A 17,757-nucleotide genomic window follows, 5' to 3' on the forward strand; every position below is an offset into this window, starting at 1 on the left:
TTATGCGGCTACGCTTTGTGTATTATTGATGAGGAGTGAGTTGGTGAATACAATTTTTCTTGATGTTGAACGATGGTTAACTCAAAGACCCAAATGGTTGCAAAACGCCGCGTCTCGAATTGTACAAAAGAAATTGTCTGAGGAAGATATTAAAGAACTTATCAATATCTGCAAAGGTGAATCAGAGTCAGATGTCTCAAGTTATTCGGTGGGAGTGTCTCCACTAGGAGGCTTACAATCAAAAAGCGAATCGAATTTCTTGAAATTGACATCTATAAGTGATGTAAATGGAATCAATGCTTTGAATCCCAAGAAACCGTTGCAATTTAATTCAAATCAATTATCTATAGTTTTTGGTCATAATGGTTCTGGAAAATCAAGCTATATAAAATTGCTGAAACATGCATGTGGAGCACGTGAGTCCGGTAAACTACTTGGAAATGTCTTTAATGATGGACAAGTTGAGAAGCAAGAATGCGTTTTTGTTTTTAATGATGGCCAAGAGAAACAAGTTAAATGGAGTACAGAACACGGAACTATACCGCAACTGAGTAGTATACAACTTTATGATACAGCATGTGCCAATGTTTATGTAAATGAAGAAAATGAAATTGCTTATGAACCATGGATATCATCATTCTTTACTGAGTTAACAGAAGTATGTCAAGTCATTGGACAAGCACTTAAAGAAGAAAATGATGGAATAGTAATCAAACCGTATAATCTTCCAAATGAATATCAGGGCACTTCAGTAGGCAAATGGCTTCAGAAAGCTAATTATAGAACCTCTTCTACTGAAGTCGATGAAAATAGCCGTTGGGGTATTGCGGAGGAGGAATCTCTTAATACTTATAAATTGCTTTTAGGAGAAATAAACCCTGTCGATACGGCAAAAAAACAAATGCAATTAGCGAGAAATTCTAATAACCTTATTGCCAAACTACAAACCCTTATTGACACTTATAATAATGAAAATTGTAATAACTATTTAGATTCTAAGAGTGAAATGGTTAGAAAGAAAAAGGTAGCAGAGCAAGATGCTGCGAAGATTTTTGCAAATTCTTCATTTGATGGAATTGGAACGGAGAGTTGGAAGCTGCTTTGGCAACATGCGCGTGACTTCTCTGAAAAGCATGCATATCCTTTAAGAGCTTTTCCAAATTTAGAAGATGAATCGAAATGTGTCTTGTGCCATCAGCCATTAAATGAGTCAGCAAAAGAAAGGCTTAGTGCTTTTGAAAGTTATGTTAAAGGTGCATTGATGATTGATGCTCAAGAAGCTGAAGAACGATACTTAAAGCATAAAGCTAGATTAATTGACATCCCGACGCCTGAATCAATTGTGCTCCATCTTAATTCAATTGGACTGACAGATGAGTTAGATACAACTGATTTTATTGAGTTTATTAACTTCCTAGAAAAACGCAAAAAGGATTTGGAAAAAGTACAATCCATAGAAGAACTAAATATTGTGCCGCAATTCGCAATTTTTAGTTCTTTAGCTCAGATTGCATCGACCTATGAACAACAGGCATCAAGTTTGATGGAACTTGCCGAACAGGATAACCGCAAGGAACTGTCTGATAAAATAAAGGAGTTGGAAGCCCGTAAATGGGTTTCACAACAACGTAATCTTATTTTCGAAAATATTGAAAAATTGAAAAATAAACATAAGATAGAGCAAGCGATAAGATTAACAAATACTCAAGCTATTTCTACAAAGAAATCTGAACTTTCAAATGAACTAATTACGGCCGAGTACATACAAAGATTTAATCACGAACTTATTCAATTGGGAGGCAACAGAATAAAGGTTGAATTGGTTAAATCAAGGGTTCAGAGAGGACATATATATCATAAGATTCAACTCAGAGATTGCAAATTTCCAGTAAAGACAGCAGAAGTATTAAGTGAAGGGGAATTTAGATTAGTTTCGTTAGCAGGATTTTTAGCTGATGTTGAGTCTAACCCGAACAATACACCATTCGTATTCGATGACCCAATATCGTCTCTCGATCAAGATTTTGAAGAGGCTACAGTTGAACGACTCGTTAAACTCAGTCAGAAGAGACAAGTTATTGTTTTTACACATCGAATTTCATTGTTGACATTGTTATCAGAGAAGGCGAAAAAGAAAAACATAAACTATGATTTAACCAGCTTAAGATCCGAGTTTTGGGGTGCTGGTGAACCCGGTGAACTCCCGATTTATGCAAATAACACAGAAAAGGCTTTGAACACGTTGCTAAACGAAAGACTATCTAAGGCTAAAAAAATTCTTAATGAGGAAGGTCAAGAAGCATATGCCCCATATATGAAGGGGCTTTGTAGTGATTTTCGCAGTCTGCTTGAAAGAATTATTGAAAATGATCTAATGGCCGATGTAGTACATCGATTCAGAAGAGCAATCAATACTATGGGCAAAATTTATAAATTAGCTTTAATTAAATATGAAGATTGTCAACTATTTGATGAGCTGATGACCAAGTATTCAAGATATGAGCATTCACAATCAATAGAAGCACCTGTTCAATTACCATTTCCCGACGAATTGAAGAATGACATGGACATTGTAAAATCATGGCTAGAAGAATTTAAGAACAGAAAGTAGATCTTTAAAAATCACTGCTGTTAGTCTAATACTTTATTTTCTCGCAATCGTTTAAAATTATTTTGAAGCATATTCTCAGTCTAATACTTATTTTTCAAAAGCTGACGATTTTCAAACTCGAAAACCGCGTCAAATCAACAACTCCAGTCTAGTACTTTATTTTCTTCTAACAAAGGTTGTAGATTTGAAATAAAGATGTACCGTTTATAAAAAAAATGTACCGTTTGAAGAAAGTTATACCGTTTTACCCCTTTGGATATTGTCTAAAGGGGTGTTTTTTATGTCAAAAAGAAAGAGAACATCTAAAATTGAAAAGTGGATTAAAGAAGGTCGGGACACTGGTATTGGAGCAGACTATAACCCATGGCTGAAGGGATAACTGCCCTTATAAGCCCGGCTTCTTATTTTATTTTCTAACAGAAAGAGCACTACCGCTATGTTTTTTTCTTAATTTGAATTGTATGTTAGTTACAAATGTAACACTTAGTAGGATTATGATCAATCCAAGTATTGTTCTTAATGAAATAGACTCTTTTAAGAACAACCATCCCCATAGAATTCCGAAGAACGGTACTAAAAATGTGACACTGAGAGTTTTCACTGGGCCTACACTACGAATAAGATAGAAATATAACAAATACGCTAGCGATGTCGAGAGAATCGCCAAGCCTATAACTGCCAATATCACATCTCCTCCTGGAGTTTTTTGTGGCGTGAAGAAAATAGTTATCGGTAACAATAACAATCCTGCAGCAATCTGTTGACCAATCGTTAAATTTAGTGGAGTCTCTCCTTTAAACCCCTTTGAAGAATATATCCCTCCGATAGCGATAAATAATGCTGCCAAAAGGGATAAACCCGCCGAAATGAAAAAAACTGTACCCATATTTTGAGGGTTCCAGCCGACAAGAATACCTACCCCCGACACCCCCAATATAAGACCGAGTAATTTTTTTAAATTGAAATGATCCTGAGTCCAAATTCGAGCAACTAACGCGGTAAACAAAGGGGTAGTTGAATTAAGAATAGCCGCCATTGATGAGTCAATATGAAGTTCTGCTACAGCTATTAGGCAGAAAGGAATAGCAGCATTTAATGCTCCAAGTAAAAGGTATTCCTTCCACTTATGTAACAATCGGGGGCGTACTTCCAAGCAGCAGCGTATACGATCAAGGCTATCCCGGCGATCAAAACACGAAGATCAATTAAGAGAATGGGACCTAGTACAGGAGAAGCTATTCTTATGAACAAAAAAGAAGCTCCCCAAAGTGATGCCAATAACATTAAAATTCCAATGTCACGTAATTTCAAAGTGCATACCTCCATTCGTTTCTATATACTTCTTGTTTAATTATAAATTCTGATATATTATAAATAAAATTGATTCTATTCATATTTAACATGAGGAGATGCTCATGACATTTTCACAATTACAAGTGTTCACTAAAGTTGTTGAAACCGGAAGTTTTACAAAAGCTGGGGAAGCACTACGTATGACTCAATCCGCTGTCAGTCATGCTATTGCAAACATGGAATCGGAACTTGGAGTACCTTTAATTATTCGTGACAAAAAACAAGGAATTATACTGTCTGACTTTGGGAAACATATTCTAAAATTAGCTGGGGAAATTTTGAATCGAATAGATCAAATCGAACAAGCAGCGGCCTCAGAAAAAGGGCTTGATGTAGGTACGATTCGAATTGGTAGTTTCCCAAGTGCTACTGCTCGCCTACTACCGAAAATAATTTCTAAGTTCAAACAGCAATACCCGAGGATAGAAGTCGTCCTTTTTGATGGGGATGATCATGAGGTTTCGGAATGGCTTAATAATCGAGTCATTGACGTTGGTTTTGTAGCCCAACTTGGTAGAAATGATAAGATGATTCCTCTAACCAAGGACAAGATGGTTGCTGTGATACCTAAAGGTTATCAATTCGGAGATGCTCAAGCGATTCCTGTTTGGAAGTTATCCGATAGTCCTTTCATCATGTCAAAGGGTGGGTGTGAACCATTTATTCGGGAGATTTTTGCTCATGCCGGTTTGTCCCCCTCTGTACAATTTGAAGCAAGGGACACGAATACAATGCTGAACATGGTCCAAGAAGGATTAGGTATCACAATTGTCCCTGAATTAGCGTTACCAGACAAGCTTCCCGACATTGAAGTTAGAGATTTGGATCCAACTTTTTGGAGATATTTAGGTCTTTACTGTCCTCATGTAGATGAAGTAACACCAGCCATACAGAAATTCATTTCAATGGGACAATCTTTGTTTCAAGCTTTGGAACAAAAGGTTGAAGATGTATAAGTTTATCATTTTAAGAGTAGGGAATATGATAGGGGCAGATATATGTGCTTACATTTCCAAACAATTTTCCAAGTATCTTTTTTATAAAAAGCTTCTGTTTTGATCAAACTTTTTTATAAAAAATCATTCGTGTGTTTTAAAACAAGAAATCTATTTGATCAAACTTTTTTCAAAAGAGATTTTTTGTGTTTGGTCTAAAATATGGGTTTCCGAAGTGTTTTTGATCAAACTTTATTTTAAACCTACAAGTAGTTGTCCGGTGATAAAAAAGTGTGGAATCACTTATAAAACATCATGGGCCGTCCTACAAGGTGAGGACGGCCCAATTTTTGTTTCGAATGGAGGATTAGTTATGAATACAATAGGGTTAGAATGAAACGCGTTATGATGCGGATGTTTACCGAGTGATGGTCACTAAGTAGTATAAGCGGACGCTAGCACTAGCCTTCTGTTCAACTATCGAGAAACTATAGCTCAACCGTTCACACTGGGGAGAAGACATGCGAATCGATTTTCGGCGAATTGATGGCATTCGAGTTCACTGATCCCGGTTATGGACGGGTTCATTTTCTCACCATCGCCTGTTACATGGTTCAACATGAGGGCTACAGCGATGAATTGTATGTCTGGGTGCAAACCGCGCTGCGAAAATACCTGGAGGAAGGCCACACCACGGAGATGATTCGCCAGGATTCCGCCCAAGGACCCGGACGCACCAAGGGGATTCCAATGCCGGCGGATGCGCCGCCGCTTCCCAAGGTGGCCTGGTCCATGACGGTCGCCGGTGTGGCCTCGCAGATGCAGGATGCGGAAAGTTATTGCAAGCTTATTGAACAATGGGGACATACAACGCTGCAAGAGATGGGACCGCTTGTTTTGAAAAGATGATAGGATGGGTTATAGTACAGCGATGTTACAAAGAAAATTAAAGTAACAGGAAACGTTAGCTCAAAAGCCCGGCCACCTCGTCCGGCTTTTGCAATGCGTATATGTTTGTGTCGCACAGGCGCCGCTTAAGCGCAGACCGGCAAGCCACTGTCAAAGCTTATCGCAGCGCACGCCATTGATGTAATAACCGTCCTGGCTGTAGACTTTGAAGGCGATTTCTACCTCCCGAACGCCCGCTGTAAGAAAGTGCTTCATTATCGTTTCGGCGAAAAGGTCTCTCGTTTGCGATCCGCGTTCGAACCAGGCGACTTCGACGAACGGATACGTATCCACTCGCTTGCCGTCCATCGCAGAAACAGTCTGCAGGCAATCCAAGGTAAAATTGTCCGTGCCGCAGCCGCATACGTCGGCCAATTGTTGTACCATCGCTTCACTGATCGCAATCACTTGCTCCGGCGCAATTCCTCTTATCGTCAATTGGGGCAATATAGTCGACTCCTTTTTGACCAGTATACCATGAGTCAGTTATGTATGATAATTTTGCCGAATCGAAACGGCGTATTTGAGCTACCATCAATCCAAAAATGCGATCCAATAGTTTCCTCTAGAGAGTGACCAAATGATTCGGGGAGATTTCAATAAATAGAACTTGTAACAAGCAAATATTGCTGCCGATTCGCAAAAATCATTTGGAAGGTTTAGCGAAGTTTGATCGGGTTCAGGCGCAATTCAGAATTAATGAATTGCGCCTTTTTGTATGGCAAATTAACTCTATAGAGGGAAGAAAGTTAAAAGTTTTCACTATGCTCTGTTCCCAATTTGATGCATGTTTTGTCCCTGTTTTTCTCGGATTCTTGTGACGACTTTGATTGCAGTTCAAAGTAAGGCCCCGAACCTTTTTTAGCTCGATGTAAATTTACCTGACACGGAGACGTTCTTTTTCATTGACAAAGATTTAATCGATAAGATAAGATGTAAAACATGATAGAAACGTTTTATGTAAAACATGAAAACGGGGTTTTGAAGCCTGAGGCAATTCATCTTTAACCGATTAATGACAATGATGAGGAGTTGTGAGGTTACGATGACCAGAAAAACAATTGTTATCGCCTTAATTTGCATGATGGTGTTTACGCTTGCTGCATGCGGCAGCAACAAGAGCGGAAGCTCTTCGAATGAACCGTCGACCGGCGGTCAGACGTCCGCCAATGCGCCTGCGGCAGGAACGGACAGCGAAGAGCTGAAGCCGGAAGAAGGAGCGGAGCTGGTTCTTTGGACGATTGACAATGAAGCCATCCAGAATACGGCTAAAGAGTTTGAAGCGAAATATAACGTCAAGGTGAAGGTTGAAAATGTGATGTATTGGGATTCGATCGCCCGTTTGACGACGGACGGTCCGGCCGGCACCGGTGCGGACGTGATGGCATTCAACCATGACGCGCTCGGACAAGCGGTAAAGTCCGGTCTTGTTCTGCCGAACGACCAATTTGAAGAAGAGACGAAGAGCAACATGACGAAACAATCGATTGACGCTTCTTCGTTCGAGGGAACTCTTTACGGATATCCATTCAGCGTCTTTACGCATGCATTGTACCTCAACAAAGATTTGGTGAAAGACGCCAAGCTGGACTCCTGGGACGATATCAAAGCGTTTGCGAAGCAATTCAACGATATTCCGAACAACAAATTCGGTTTCATGTACGAAGCAGGCACCATGAACTATAACTATGAGTGGATGTCCGGAAACGGCGGTTACGTGTTTGGCAATAACGGTACGGACAAAAACGACATTGGCATCAATAATGAAGGCGCGGTTAAGGGAATGGAGTTTTTCCGTTCGCTGAAGGAAATCCTGCCGCTCGATTTGAGCGATCTTACCGCAGACGTCAAGAATGGACTGTGGGAGCAAGGAAAAGTGGCGATCAACATGGACGGCACCTGGAAAGCGACCGATTACAAAAAACTGCCGTTTGAAGTAGGTCTGATCCCGCTGCCGGCAATGCCGGGCGGTGCAGAGCCGTTGCCTTTCTCCGGTGTCACTTCCTTCTATGTGACGGCGTATACTAAATATCCGAACGCATCGAGACTGCTGGCCCACTTCCTCACAACGAAGGAATCGCTGCTGAAGCATTATGAGGCGACCGGTATTATTGCTCCGTACGCAGGTTTCGAAAACGAAGAAAAGGTTCAAAGCGACGAAATTATGCAAGGGTTCCTGAAACAAGTTGCCAACACCCAGGTGATGCCTAACATTCCGGAAATGAAGTACTTCTGGCTAAGTGTCGATCCGGTGCTTACTGAAGTATGGAATGGCGCGGACATCAAGACAACGCTCGACAAAGCTGCAGCGAACATGAAAGCAAGTATTTCTTCCGCAAAGTAAGCTCGAATAGACTGGCAAGTGCCAAATGAACTGATCACCCGGCATGTCGAACGGGTGATCAGTTTCATTATTTCTAGAACAATTCAAACTCATTTCCGTTATCAAATTTCTCGCGTCAAGCTGGCGCCATGAGAAGAAGGAGATTTCAGCAATGACTCAAGCATGGTGGAAAGAAGCAGTTGTCTATCAAATTTATCCCCGCAGCTTCATGGACGGCAACGGGGACGGGATCGGCGATCTGGCCGGCATTACGTCGCGCCTGGATTACTTGCAGGAGCTGGGGATAGACGTTATTTGGCTCAGTCCCGTCTATAAGTCGCCCAACGACGACAATGGCTATGATATAAGCGATTACCGCGACATTATGGACGAGTTCGGCACGATGGAGCAGTTCGATACGATGCTGGAGGAAGCGCACCGGCGCGGCATCAAAATCATGATGGATCTGGTCGTCAATCATTCCTCCGATGAGCATGCGTGGTTCATGGAAGCGCGCAAGTCCAAAGATAATCCTTACCGCGACTATTATATATGGCGTCCCGGCCGTGAAGGCGGAGGCGCACCCAACAACTGGGTCTCTTGCTTCGGCGGTTCGGCATGGGAGTATGATGCGCAGACGGATGAATACTATCTCCATCTGTTCACCCGCAAGCAGCCTGATCTGAACTGGGAGAATCCGCGTCTGCGCCGGGAAGTGTACGACCTGATGACGTTTTGGCTGGATAAAGGGATTGACGGCTTCCGGATGGACGTCATCAACTTTATTTCCAAGGTGGAAGGACTGCCCGATGCCGCGCTTCAGGAAGGGGCGGAATATGCCTGGGGCGGCGAATACTTTTTGAACGGACCTCGTATTCATGACTACTTGCAGGAGATGAACCGCGAGGTGCTGTCTCGCTATCCGGTCATGACGGTCGGCGAAATGCCGGGCGCGACGGTGGAAGAGGCTAAGCTGTATACCGGCTTGCAGCGCAACGAGCTGCAAATGGTGTTTCACTTTGAACATGTTAACGTTGGAGACGGCAAGTTCGGCAAGTGGACGCCCAATCCGTGGAAATTGACCGAGCTTAAAGCGATTCTGTCCAAGTGGCAGTACGGCCTGCGCGAAGACGGCTGGAACAGCCTCTATTGGAGCAACCATGACCAGCCAAGGGCCGTTTCACGTTTTGCATCCGACAAGGAGGAGTACCGCTTCGTTTCTGCCACGATGCTGGCCACCTGCCTTCATCTGCATCAGGGAACGCCTTACATTTATCAGGGCGAGGAAATCGGCATGACCAATGTCGCTTTCGACAGCATCGAGGACTACCGGGATGTGGAAACGCTCAATGCGTACCGCGATCTGGCCGGGACCGGGAAGCTGACGCACGAGCAGATGATGGATGGCATTCACCAGCGCAGCCGCGACAACGGACGGACTCCGGTGCAATGGTCGAATGCGCCGCACGGCGGGTTTACGACCGGAACGCCTTGGATTGCCGTCAACCCGAATTTCACGCATATTAATATGGAGCAATCGAGGCAGGACCCGGATTCGATTTATCACTACTACCGGGCGCTGATTCGCCTGCGTAAGGCGAATCCCATTATGGTGTATGGGGACTATGACTTGCTGCTGGAAAACGATGAGCAGATTTATGCGTTCACCCGTACGCTTGATGCGGAGAAGTGGCTTGTCTTGTGCAACTTCTCGGACCAGACGGTGCTGTTCTCTGCTCCGGAGGAGCTCGCTTCGTATACCGCAGATCAGCTTATCATTGGCAACTATGAATCGAATGGGGATGAAACGCTGGGCAGCATCACACTTCGTCCGTATGAAACCCGGGTTTACCGGTTGGGAAATGAAACCTAAAACGATGAAAGAGCCAGAAAATAGTTTACATTTAAATCTTGGCTCCTTTTGGATCAAAGAGCCTGATTTTCACTCCAATACAGATGAATGCAAGCGTCAGAAACAATAGGCCGCTCCATACAATCCGGTGTGTTCCCATTTGGGATAGAAACCAGCCGCCCGAGGCGGTGCCTAGCGTGACACCCAGATTTGCAAAGGAAACGAACAAGCTATTGGCAAACTCGGCTGCTTCCGGGGCCTCGGAGGTTAGCCAAGTTTGGCTTACGATGAGACCGCTCGTAAAAACAGCTCCCCACGCAATGATGATAAGGATCATCGGAATCGTGTAATTTCCAGCATAAAATACAAGCAAATAAATGATTCCGAGCAGCAGGGGATACAAAAGGGTTGTTTTAACGATATTCTTGCTTAATAGTTTGGCTGCCTGCAGATTACCAAAAACACCGCTCGCTCCGAAAAGAATGAGCATGATACTTATCGTTTTACCATTCATGTTTGTCACGACTCCGAGATATTCGGCAAAATAAGAGTACACGGAGTACAATGCTGCAAGAATGAAACAAGCGGCCGCAATGTTAAACCACAATTGGGGCTTGACCAAAATGTTCAACTGTTTGCCATAGGATAACTTTTCTTTTACGGGCATGGATGGAATCCATGTGATGATCCCAATAAATGTAATCGCATTAATGACAGCTGAAAAGAGAAAAGCAGCTTCGAGCGAAAACTGATCGCCAATGAATGATGTGATTGGAACGCCTAAAACCATTCCCACAGTCAATCCTGTAAAAACTTTGGCGACCGCTGCTGCACTTTGTTCTTTGGGAACAGAGCCGGCTGCTGCCGTAAATGCTACCGAGAAATACACCGGATGGAGAAAAGCAGGTAAAATACGACAAAGCAAGAGGACAGGATAGTTTGGGGCGAATGCTGAAACTAGATTGGAAATTGCAAAAACAGCAAGTACTCCTGCCAAGATTTTTTTTTCGATTTATTCCGGAACAAAATAAAATCATGAACGGGCCGGAGACGGCTATGATTAGCGCAAACAGGCTTACTAGCATTCCTGCTTGCGAAATGCCGACTTGGAATTGATTCGAAATCTGCGGTAAAATACCGACCACGCCAAGTTCGGTATTAACGATTCCGAATACGCCAAGGGCAATGATATAGGTTACAAATGATTTTTTCATATGGATGTGAAATTCTCCTTTTATTGCTCCATCTTCTGTTCTAATGCATAATTCTTCTCCATCTCTTTATAAATAACGATTTTATGGGCAAGCATATCTAGATTTTTCTGAAGCTCGATCATATGTTCTTGAACTTCTTTATAATGCTCTTCGAGAAGTATCCTCCTTGTCGTTAAAGTTGAATCGCCCTGCCTCCTCAACTCGGCGATTTCGATCATTTTGTTGATTGACATTCCTGTAGCTTTCAATCGGGTCAAAAACTCAATCCAGGTAATATCTTCCGATGAATAACAACGGTAGCCATGTTTATTCCGGTGGATTGAACTGAGAAGACCAATATTCTCGTAATAGCGAAGCGTGTGAACCGTAAGCTGTGTAACGTCGGCAACCTGTTGAATCGTGAGTAACTTTTCCATGAAGACAGTATATACCTTCGAGTGAACTCGAAAGCAACACTTAATTTTTTGTGTACATTGACGCTACAACCGATTCATCTTCCGGAACCGGGACGGCGCGATCTTCACGACCTTCGTGAACACTCGGCTCAAGTAGAAGCCGTTCTCGTAGCCGCAGTTTTCGGCGATATCGTCGAGCGTCATGTCGGTTTCGAGCAGCAGCGACTTGGCCCTCTCGATCCGCAGCGATGTTAAATAATCGATGGGCGTGCGCCCCCACGCCGCTTGAAAGCGTCTTGTCAGCTGAACCGGATTAATGTAAATGGCGGCGGCGAGATCGCGGATACGTAGTGGCTTGCTGGCATGTTCCTGCAGCCAGCGCGCCGCCATCAGCATCTGCTCGTCCTGTACCCGGTTCCGGTTCAGCTCTCTGCAGATTAAGTGCCAAAGATCGCCGAACAGCGATTGGATCGATGCAAGCTGCTGCTCATCCTCCAATCCGGAAAGCTGCTTTAAATAAAAATAGTTTGAAGATAAACGGCTGCGGTCTACAATTTCGATGTTCCCTACTGGCCGGGGCTCCGCGCTCAACGGATCGTTCGGCAGCGAAGGAGCGGGCTCCCAGCGGAACCGGTAAAAATGAAACGATACCGGCTCGATCGCCTCGCGGTGAAATGGCGTTTTGGGAGGGCAAAAGACGATATCGCCAAACCCGGACACCCCCTCCGCCACCTCGATCCGGTAACGAAACCTGCCTTCCGTCACGGCAAAAAGCACCCATTCATCGTATGTATCCACCTTCATTTCGAACTGCTCCTTGCGATTCCAATAAACATGTGAAATCGCGGCAGGAACAAACCGCCACGGTTTGTTCATCATCATTAGCCACCCGCCCGTTCATGAAATTATGGATATGTTTATCATAATTGCGTGCATTAAATCATGCCACTTATTTTGCTAACATAAGGATTGAGAGCTGATAAATGAATTCATCAGTTTCGAAAATGAAGATAAACGGAGGCTTCGAATATGAGAAGCGAAACGGTAAGCACGGATATTGCCGTCATCGGCGGGGGTCTTGCCGGTGTATGCGCAGCGATAGCAGCCGCAAGGCTCGGCCAGACCGTTGCACTGGTACAGAACCGCCCGGTGCTCGGCGGAAATTCCAGCAGCGAGGTGAGGGTGTGGGTGTGCGGGGCGACCGCGCACGGGACGAACCGGTACGCCCGCGAAACCGGCATTATGGGGGAGCTGTTCGTGGAGAACCAATTCCGGAATCCGGAGGGCAATCCGTATTTCTGGGATCTGACGGTGCTGGAAGCGGTAAAGGCGGAGCCGAATATTCAGCTGTTCCTGAATACGGATGTGCACGAGGTCGAGGCGGGCGGAGAAGAGCACGAGCGCACGATCCGCTCCGTCACCGGCTGGATGATGGGCTCTGAGCGGCGCATCCGTTTTGAAAGCAGGATGTTTCTCGATTGTACGGGCGACGGTCTCGTCGGCTTCCTGGCGGGAGCGCGATACCGGCTTGGCCGGGAGGCAAGAGACGAATACAACGAGAGCTGGGCGCCGGAGGTCGCAGATAACATCACGCTCGGATCCACGCTCCTTTTCTACACGAAAGAGACTGGACAGCCGGTTAAATATAAGCCGCCGGGTTTCGCCAAAGATATCGCCAAGACGAGCATTCCGCTAAAGAGGGTCATCCGCAGCGGCGACAACGGCTGCGCCTACTGGTGGATCGAATGGGGCGGGGAGCTCGACACCGTGCATGAGAACGAGCGCATCCGCGACGAATTGTGGTCGGTCATTTACGGGATTTGGGATTATATTAAAAACTCCGGCTTATTCCCGGGTTCGGAGACGATGACGCTGGAATGGGTCGGCTCGCTTCCGGGCAAGCGTGAATACCGCCGCTTCATCGGCGATTATGTTCTGAACCAGAACGACATCATCGCCCAGCGGGAATTCGAGGACCGGGTCGCCTTCGGCGGATGGTCGATTGACCTTCATCCGCCCCAAGGCGTCTATTCGACTGAAAGCGGATCCAAACATCTTCACGCGGACGGTATTTACCATATTCCGTTCCGCTCGCTCTATTCGGTCAACGTATCGAACCTGCTGTTCGCCGGCCGCAACATCAGCGCATCGCACGTCGCCTTCGGCACGACGCGGGTGATGGCCACTTGCGCGGTCATCGGCGAAGCTGCCGGCACAGGCGCGGCTCTGGCCGTAAAGAAGGGCGTGGCGCCGCGCACCATTGCCGCCGAATATATGGAAGAACTGCAGCAGACGATGCTTCGTCAAGACGCCTCGATTATCGGCTTGAGAAGCACCGATTCCGCAGATCAGGCGCTCCGCGCTTCGGTAAGCGCGTCAAGTACGCTTCGCCGGCTCGCTGTCGAGGGGGATGCCGTACCTTATCCGCTTAAGCAAGATATCGGCCTGCTTATTCCGGTATCGCCGGAGCTGCGGCAGCTGGAATTTCTGCTCGATTGTTCATCTGCAACTACGCTGCAGGCCGAGCTATGGAGCACGGGGAGGGCGGAGAATTACGTCCCGCACCGGCTGGAGGTGCAGGCTGAAGCTTCGGTGGTTCCGGGCGAACGCCAGTGGATCACCGTGCCGCTGGCATGGAAACCGGGGAACGCCGCGAACGCATTCATCGTCTTGAAGGCGAACGAAGCCTTGACGCTGTTCTTGTCCAAGGACTCCCTGACCGGTGTGCTCCCGTTTGAAAAAGGGAAGAAGCCGAAAGTGTCCGATTCGCTGGAGGATCACGATATCGAGCAGCCGGTTGTGCAATGGCGCATGCGCGAATTGTCGCGCAAGTCGTTCTGCTTCCGCGCGGCTCCGGACACCGATGCCTTCACGGCGGATAATGTCATTGACGGATATCTCCGTCCGTACGGCGGGCTGCACACATGGGTGTCGGAGCCGCTCGCGGCCGGCGGGGAAGCGGTGCTGGAGCTGGAATGGCCGACAGCGGACCCGGCAATCGTACGGGAGGTTCATCTCATCTTCAACGACGACGTCAATGAGGATCTGATCAATTTGCACCACCATCGAACGCCGTTTGAAGTCATTCCCGAACTCGTGAAGGATTACCGGATCGAGGCGGAAACCGCGCCGGGAGAATGGAAGGTGCTGCACCGCGAGACCGCGAACCGTAAGCGCAAACGCGTGCACCGGTTCGAAACGCCGATCCTGACAGCCGGCATCAGGGTCGTCGTTGAAAGCACGAACGGCAGCCCGGCTGCCGAGATCATCGCTATTCGAGTCTATTAAACATTCTCATAGCCAAGAAGGCAATCATAAGAACCGTCCCAAACGTCATCGAAGATGGCTGTGGGACGGTTCTACTTTTTTTAAACAAAAATTTTAGTTTATTTTTACATCAAACAAATGTATATTAAATAGTATCAGAGCACCAAGATTTGAAAGGAGAACAAGATGTCCATTACGTTGAAAGATATTGCAAAACGAGTTGGAGTATCGGTTACGACGGTTTCGCGCGTCATTAACTACAACGACCGGACGATATGCAGCGAGGATACGCAAAAATTGATCTGGTCTCTGGCGAATGAGCTTGGGTATCAGCCCAAAAATAATAGAACGCTGGAAGAGAACAAAGAAACGTTAAAAATCGGATACGTTCTATCCACGGAAATCATGTCCGACCCGTATTATTCCCAGCTGCTGAGGGGGATCGAATCGGAGGCGCTGCGGCAGGGAGCGACTATCGTATTCGGCTGTCTTGCGCCGGATCTGTACAATCCGGAATCGTTCCGGAAGATCGTGAATGAATCGAAAGCCGAAGCCGTCATTTACTTGAACGGAGCCGGGGATCTGTTTGCGGAATTGATCAAAGAGGATAATCTGCATATTGTGATGGCGGGAATGGAGCAGAACAGCCTGGCGAAAAGCATGCCGGACCATATTCGGAGAAACTATGATTATGTAGGCGTCGATTTCTATAACGATACGCTCCATTGGCTTTTGACCCGATTATTGAAGCGCAGCAGGCACAACGGATATATCGGTCCGAAGCGAAGCGCCCGCTGTTCCGCGTTTCTCGAGGCGCATCGAATCGCAAATGCGGAAATCGATCCGGATTGCATGTTGTTTACAGAAAACTTCAAAGCGGAATCCGGCAAGGCGGTTGTCACGGAGTTTTTGACCAAAGGCAAGAAACCGCCCGAAGCGTTCTTTGCGGGCTGCGATACGCTGGCGATCGGAGCGATGCAGGCTCTGAAGGAGCATCAATATGATATACCGAAAGATGTGAAGGTGCTCGGCTTCGACAATATCGATATGGCAGGGTATGTATCGCCGCCGCTGACGACAATTGAAATTCCGATGATCAACATCGGCAGAGCGGCGGTGAAGGCGGCGGCTGAACGAATCAGGGGAGAAAGGGATTATCAGTTAAATTACATCCTTCCCACCAATTTTGTCGAAAGAGAATCGTTATAATGAACTCAGTGCAGCCGGCCAAGGCTGCTTTTTTTTCCCTGATCATACGACGACAGGGTCTGCCTTCTCAGGAGTAATCACACGGAAAATAAACTAAATTGTATTGACTATTTAACTTAAAAATGATAAATTTTAAGTGTAAATACAGCGCTTTCATTATGGAGGGTGCCGATGACGATCTCTTTTACTACGGACAATCCATTGTTGAACCGGAAGGTTGAAGCTGCCATACAAGGGTTGATCTCCAATACACGCCCGTTATTCGGTTATCGCGAGCCCGTTCTGATCGAAGGAGGAATATACGCAGGTATATGGCTCGAATGCGGTCCGTTGGAAAGTACGGTGTACGGGATGATTAGGCCGGATATTGCCCGAGCGTGCCACGATATTTTTTTTGCAAACCAGAGAGAAGACGGTTACATCCCGGCCGTCATCTTCAAGGACCGCTGCCTGGAAGGCCAAATTCAAATGGTCGTTCCAATCGCCGCCACCGCTTATGAAACCGCGTTGAAATTGGAAGATGAGGCGTTTTTGGAACGTTCCTATCTGGCTTGCTCCCGTTGGGACCGATGGCTCGGCAACCATCGAAATACACGGGGGACCGGCTTGTGCGAATTGTTCTGCGAATGGGACAGCGGACACGACAACAGCCCGCGGCTGACCGGTATTCCGCATGCTTGCCCGGAGTTTAATGCAGCCATATGCAATGATTCGGAAACGCTTCCATACCTCGCGCCGGATCTGTCGGCTACGGTTTACGGCGGCCGAATTGCTCTGGCGGCAATGGCTAATCGGTTGGGCAGGCATCAGGAGGCCTCGGAGTGGAGCCGCAAGGCGGAGCACATTCGCGCTGCGATTCTGAAGTATTGTTTCGACGAGGACGAACTGTTTTTCTACGATCTGGACAATAAAAACCAGTTCGTGCGGGTGAAGGGAGATATCATCACCCGGATATTGGGCGAACATGTTGTGGATCAGGAGATGTTCGAGCGAATATTCCATCGGCATATATGCAATCCGGAGCGGTTCTGGAGCCCATTCCCCTTTCCGTCCATTGCGCTGGATGAACCGGCATTTAACCATGATTTCAGCAGCAACGCCTGGTCGGGAGCATCGCAAGCGTTAACCGCGCTGCGAGCCCCCCGTTGGATGGAGCACTACGGGAAGCCCGCTCATTTAAATGAGTTGATGAAGCGCTGGGTATCCGCGATTGTTGACGATGACGGTTTCAAGCAGCAAATGAATCCCTGGACCGGGCAATTTCACGAGTCAGAGGGTTATTCTCCAACGATGTGCGTCCTGATTGAATTTATATCCCGATTGTATGGCATACGCTCGCGTGACGGGCTGCTGGAATGGAACTGCCACATGCCGGCAGGTACAACCTGCTCGCATTACTCTCTTTCCACCGTCGCAGGGTTGGCTGAAATGAAACGTACGCGTGAAAAAACGACCATCCTTTTGAATGGAACGGCTGAGTTTGAGGTGTCCGGAAGCTGCCGCGTTGTTACCGACCGATGGGGCGAGGTTGATTCGATAACGGGTACCCGGTTGAATGCCGAACAAGTATCCATCTCATGGCCGGACAGCACTATCATTCATCTAAGCGTGGAGCCTAATGAAACGGTCAAAATCCAAATTTAACAAGGA

Annotated in this window: 11 protein-coding genes and 3 pseudogenes; 9 read left to right on the top strand and 5 right to left on the bottom strand. The window is 46.4% G+C overall.

Annotation, left to right across the window (positions count from 1 at the left end; all coding sequences use genetic code 11):
• Positions 1-43 precede the first annotated feature (43 nt).
• Both VN24_RS13040 and VN24_RS28580 read left to right on the top strand, forming a co-directional pair.
• Positions 44-2,611, top strand: a complete 2,568-nt coding sequence (locus VN24_RS13040) for an AAA family ATPase (RefSeq protein WP_045670758.1) — start codon at positions 44-46, stop codon at positions 2,609-2,611.
• Positions 2,612-2,891: 280 nt separating this feature from the next.
• Positions 2,892-2,984, top strand: a pseudogene (locus VN24_RS28580) (heteromeric transposase endonuclease subunit TnsA); the annotation flags it as partial.
• 33 nt (positions 2,985-3,017) lie between these two features.
• Here VN24_RS28580 and VN24_RS13045 read toward each other — a convergent pair.
• A complete protein-coding gene (locus VN24_RS13045) occupies positions 3,018-3,746 on the bottom strand; it encodes a DMT family transporter (protein WP_238590897.1) in 729 nt (242 codons plus the stop codon).
• Positions 3,747-4,026: 280 nt separating this feature from the next.
• Between VN24_RS13045 and VN24_RS13050 the strand changes: the two genes are divergently transcribed.
• Positions 4,027-4,920, top strand: coding sequence for a LysR family transcriptional regulator (locus VN24_RS13050; protein WP_045670759.1), 894 nt, complete (start codon positions 4,027-4,029; stop codon positions 4,918-4,920).
• A 498-nt stretch (positions 4,921-5,418) separates the two neighbouring features.
• Positions 5,419-5,808, top strand: a pseudogene (locus VN24_RS13055) (DUF5946 family protein); the annotation flags it as partial.
• Positions 5,809-5,958: 150 nt separating this feature from the next.
• Here the strand turns inward: VN24_RS13055 and VN24_RS13060 are convergent.
• Positions 5,959-6,294 (bottom strand): DUF1904 family protein, encoded by a 336-nt coding sequence (locus VN24_RS13060; protein ID WP_045670761.1) that lies wholly within the window; start codon positions 6,292-6,294, stop codon positions 5,959-5,961.
• Between the two features lie 598 nt (positions 6,295-6,892).
• Here VN24_RS13060 and VN24_RS13065 point away from each other — a divergent pair.
• Together VN24_RS13065 and VN24_RS13070 are read left to right on the top strand one after the other, a co-directional pair.
• Positions 6,893-8,191: a sugar ABC transporter substrate-binding protein gene (locus VN24_RS13065; protein WP_045670762.1), complete on the top strand. Its 1,299-nt coding sequence runs from the start codon at positions 6,893-6,895 to the stop codon at positions 8,189-8,191.
• 151 nt (positions 8,192-8,342) lie between these two features.
• A complete protein-coding gene (locus VN24_RS13070) occupies positions 8,343-10,043 on the top strand; it encodes a glycoside hydrolase family 13 protein (protein WP_045670763.1) in 1,701 nt (566 codons plus the stop codon).
• 31 nt (positions 10,044-10,074) lie between these two features.
• Here the strand turns inward: VN24_RS13070 and VN24_RS13075 are convergent.
• From VN24_RS13075 to VN24_RS13085, 3 genes and pseudogenes are all read right to left on the bottom strand, one after another.
• A pseudogene (locus VN24_RS13075) lies at positions 10,075-11,236 on the bottom strand (MFS transporter).
• Between the two features lie 20 nt (positions 11,237-11,256).
• Positions 11,257-11,652, bottom strand: a complete 396-nt coding sequence (locus VN24_RS13080) for a MerR family transcriptional regulator (protein ID WP_045670764.1) — start codon at positions 11,650-11,652, stop codon at positions 11,257-11,259.
• 63 nt (positions 11,653-11,715) lie between these two features.
• The gene (locus VN24_RS13085; protein ID WP_052702922.1) at positions 11,716-12,513 is read right to left on the bottom strand and encodes an AraC family transcriptional regulator; all 798 of its coding nucleotides are present in this window, start codon (positions 12,511-12,513) and stop codon (positions 11,716-11,718) included.
• Positions 12,514-12,660: 147 nt separating this feature from the next.
• Between VN24_RS13085 and VN24_RS13090 the strand changes: the two genes are divergently transcribed.
• The 3 genes from VN24_RS13090 (at position 12,661) to VN24_RS13100 (ending at position 17,751) form a co-directional block, all read left to right on the top strand.
• Positions 12,661-14,919, top strand: a complete 2,259-nt coding sequence (locus VN24_RS13090) for an FAD-dependent oxidoreductase (protein ID WP_045670765.1) — start codon at positions 12,661-12,663, stop codon at positions 14,917-14,919.
• Between the two features lie 165 nt (positions 14,920-15,084).
• Complete coding sequence (locus tag VN24_RS13095; protein ID WP_045670766.1) at positions 15,085-16,107, top strand: LacI family DNA-binding transcriptional regulator; 1,023 nt, start codon at positions 15,085-15,087, stop codon at positions 16,105-16,107.
• Between the two features lie 171 nt (positions 16,108-16,278).
• Entirely contained in the window at positions 16,279-17,751 is a 1,473-nt protein-coding gene (locus VN24_RS13100; protein ID WP_045670767.1) for an MGH1-like glycoside hydrolase domain-containing protein, read from the top strand.
• Positions 17,752-17,757: the final 6 nt, after the last annotated feature.

Origin of the sequence: Paenibacillus beijingensis (genome assembly GCF_000961095.1) — a bacterium.
In the GTDB taxonomy this organism is placed as follows: Bacteria; Bacillota; Bacilli; order Paenibacillales; family Paenibacillaceae; genus Paenibacillus_O; species Paenibacillus_O beijingensis.

Bases quoted from the DNA above. Each gene is read 5' to 3' on its own strand.
- VN24_RS13050 (WP_045670759.1), top strand. From the start codon at position 4,027: ATGACATTTTCACAATTACAAGTGTTCACTAAAGTTGTTGAAACCGGA.
- VN24_RS13065 (WP_045670762.1), top strand. From the start codon at position 6,893: ATGACCAGAAAAACAATTGTTATCGCCTTAATTTGCATGATGGTGTTT.
- VN24_RS13070 (WP_045670763.1), top strand. From the start codon at position 8,343: ATGACTCAAGCATGGTGGAAAGAAGCAGTTGTCTATCAAATTTATCCC.
- VN24_RS13080 (WP_045670764.1), bottom strand. From the start codon at position 11,652: ATGGAAAAGTTACTCACGATTCAACAGGTTGCCGACGTTACACAGCTT.
- VN24_RS13085 (WP_052702922.1), bottom strand. From the start codon at position 12,513: ATGATGATGAACAAACCGTGGCGGTTTGTTCCTGCCGCGATTTCACAT.
- VN24_RS13090 (WP_045670765.1), top strand. From the start codon at position 12,661: ATGAGAAGCGAAACGGTAAGCACGGATATTGCCGTCATCGGCGGGGGT.
- VN24_RS13095 (WP_045670766.1), top strand. From the start codon at position 15,085: ATGTCCATTACGTTGAAAGATATTGCAAAACGAGTTGGAGTATCGGTT.
- VN24_RS13100 (WP_045670767.1), top strand. From the start codon at position 16,279: ATGACGATCTCTTTTACTACGGACAATCCATTGTTGAACCGGAAGGTT.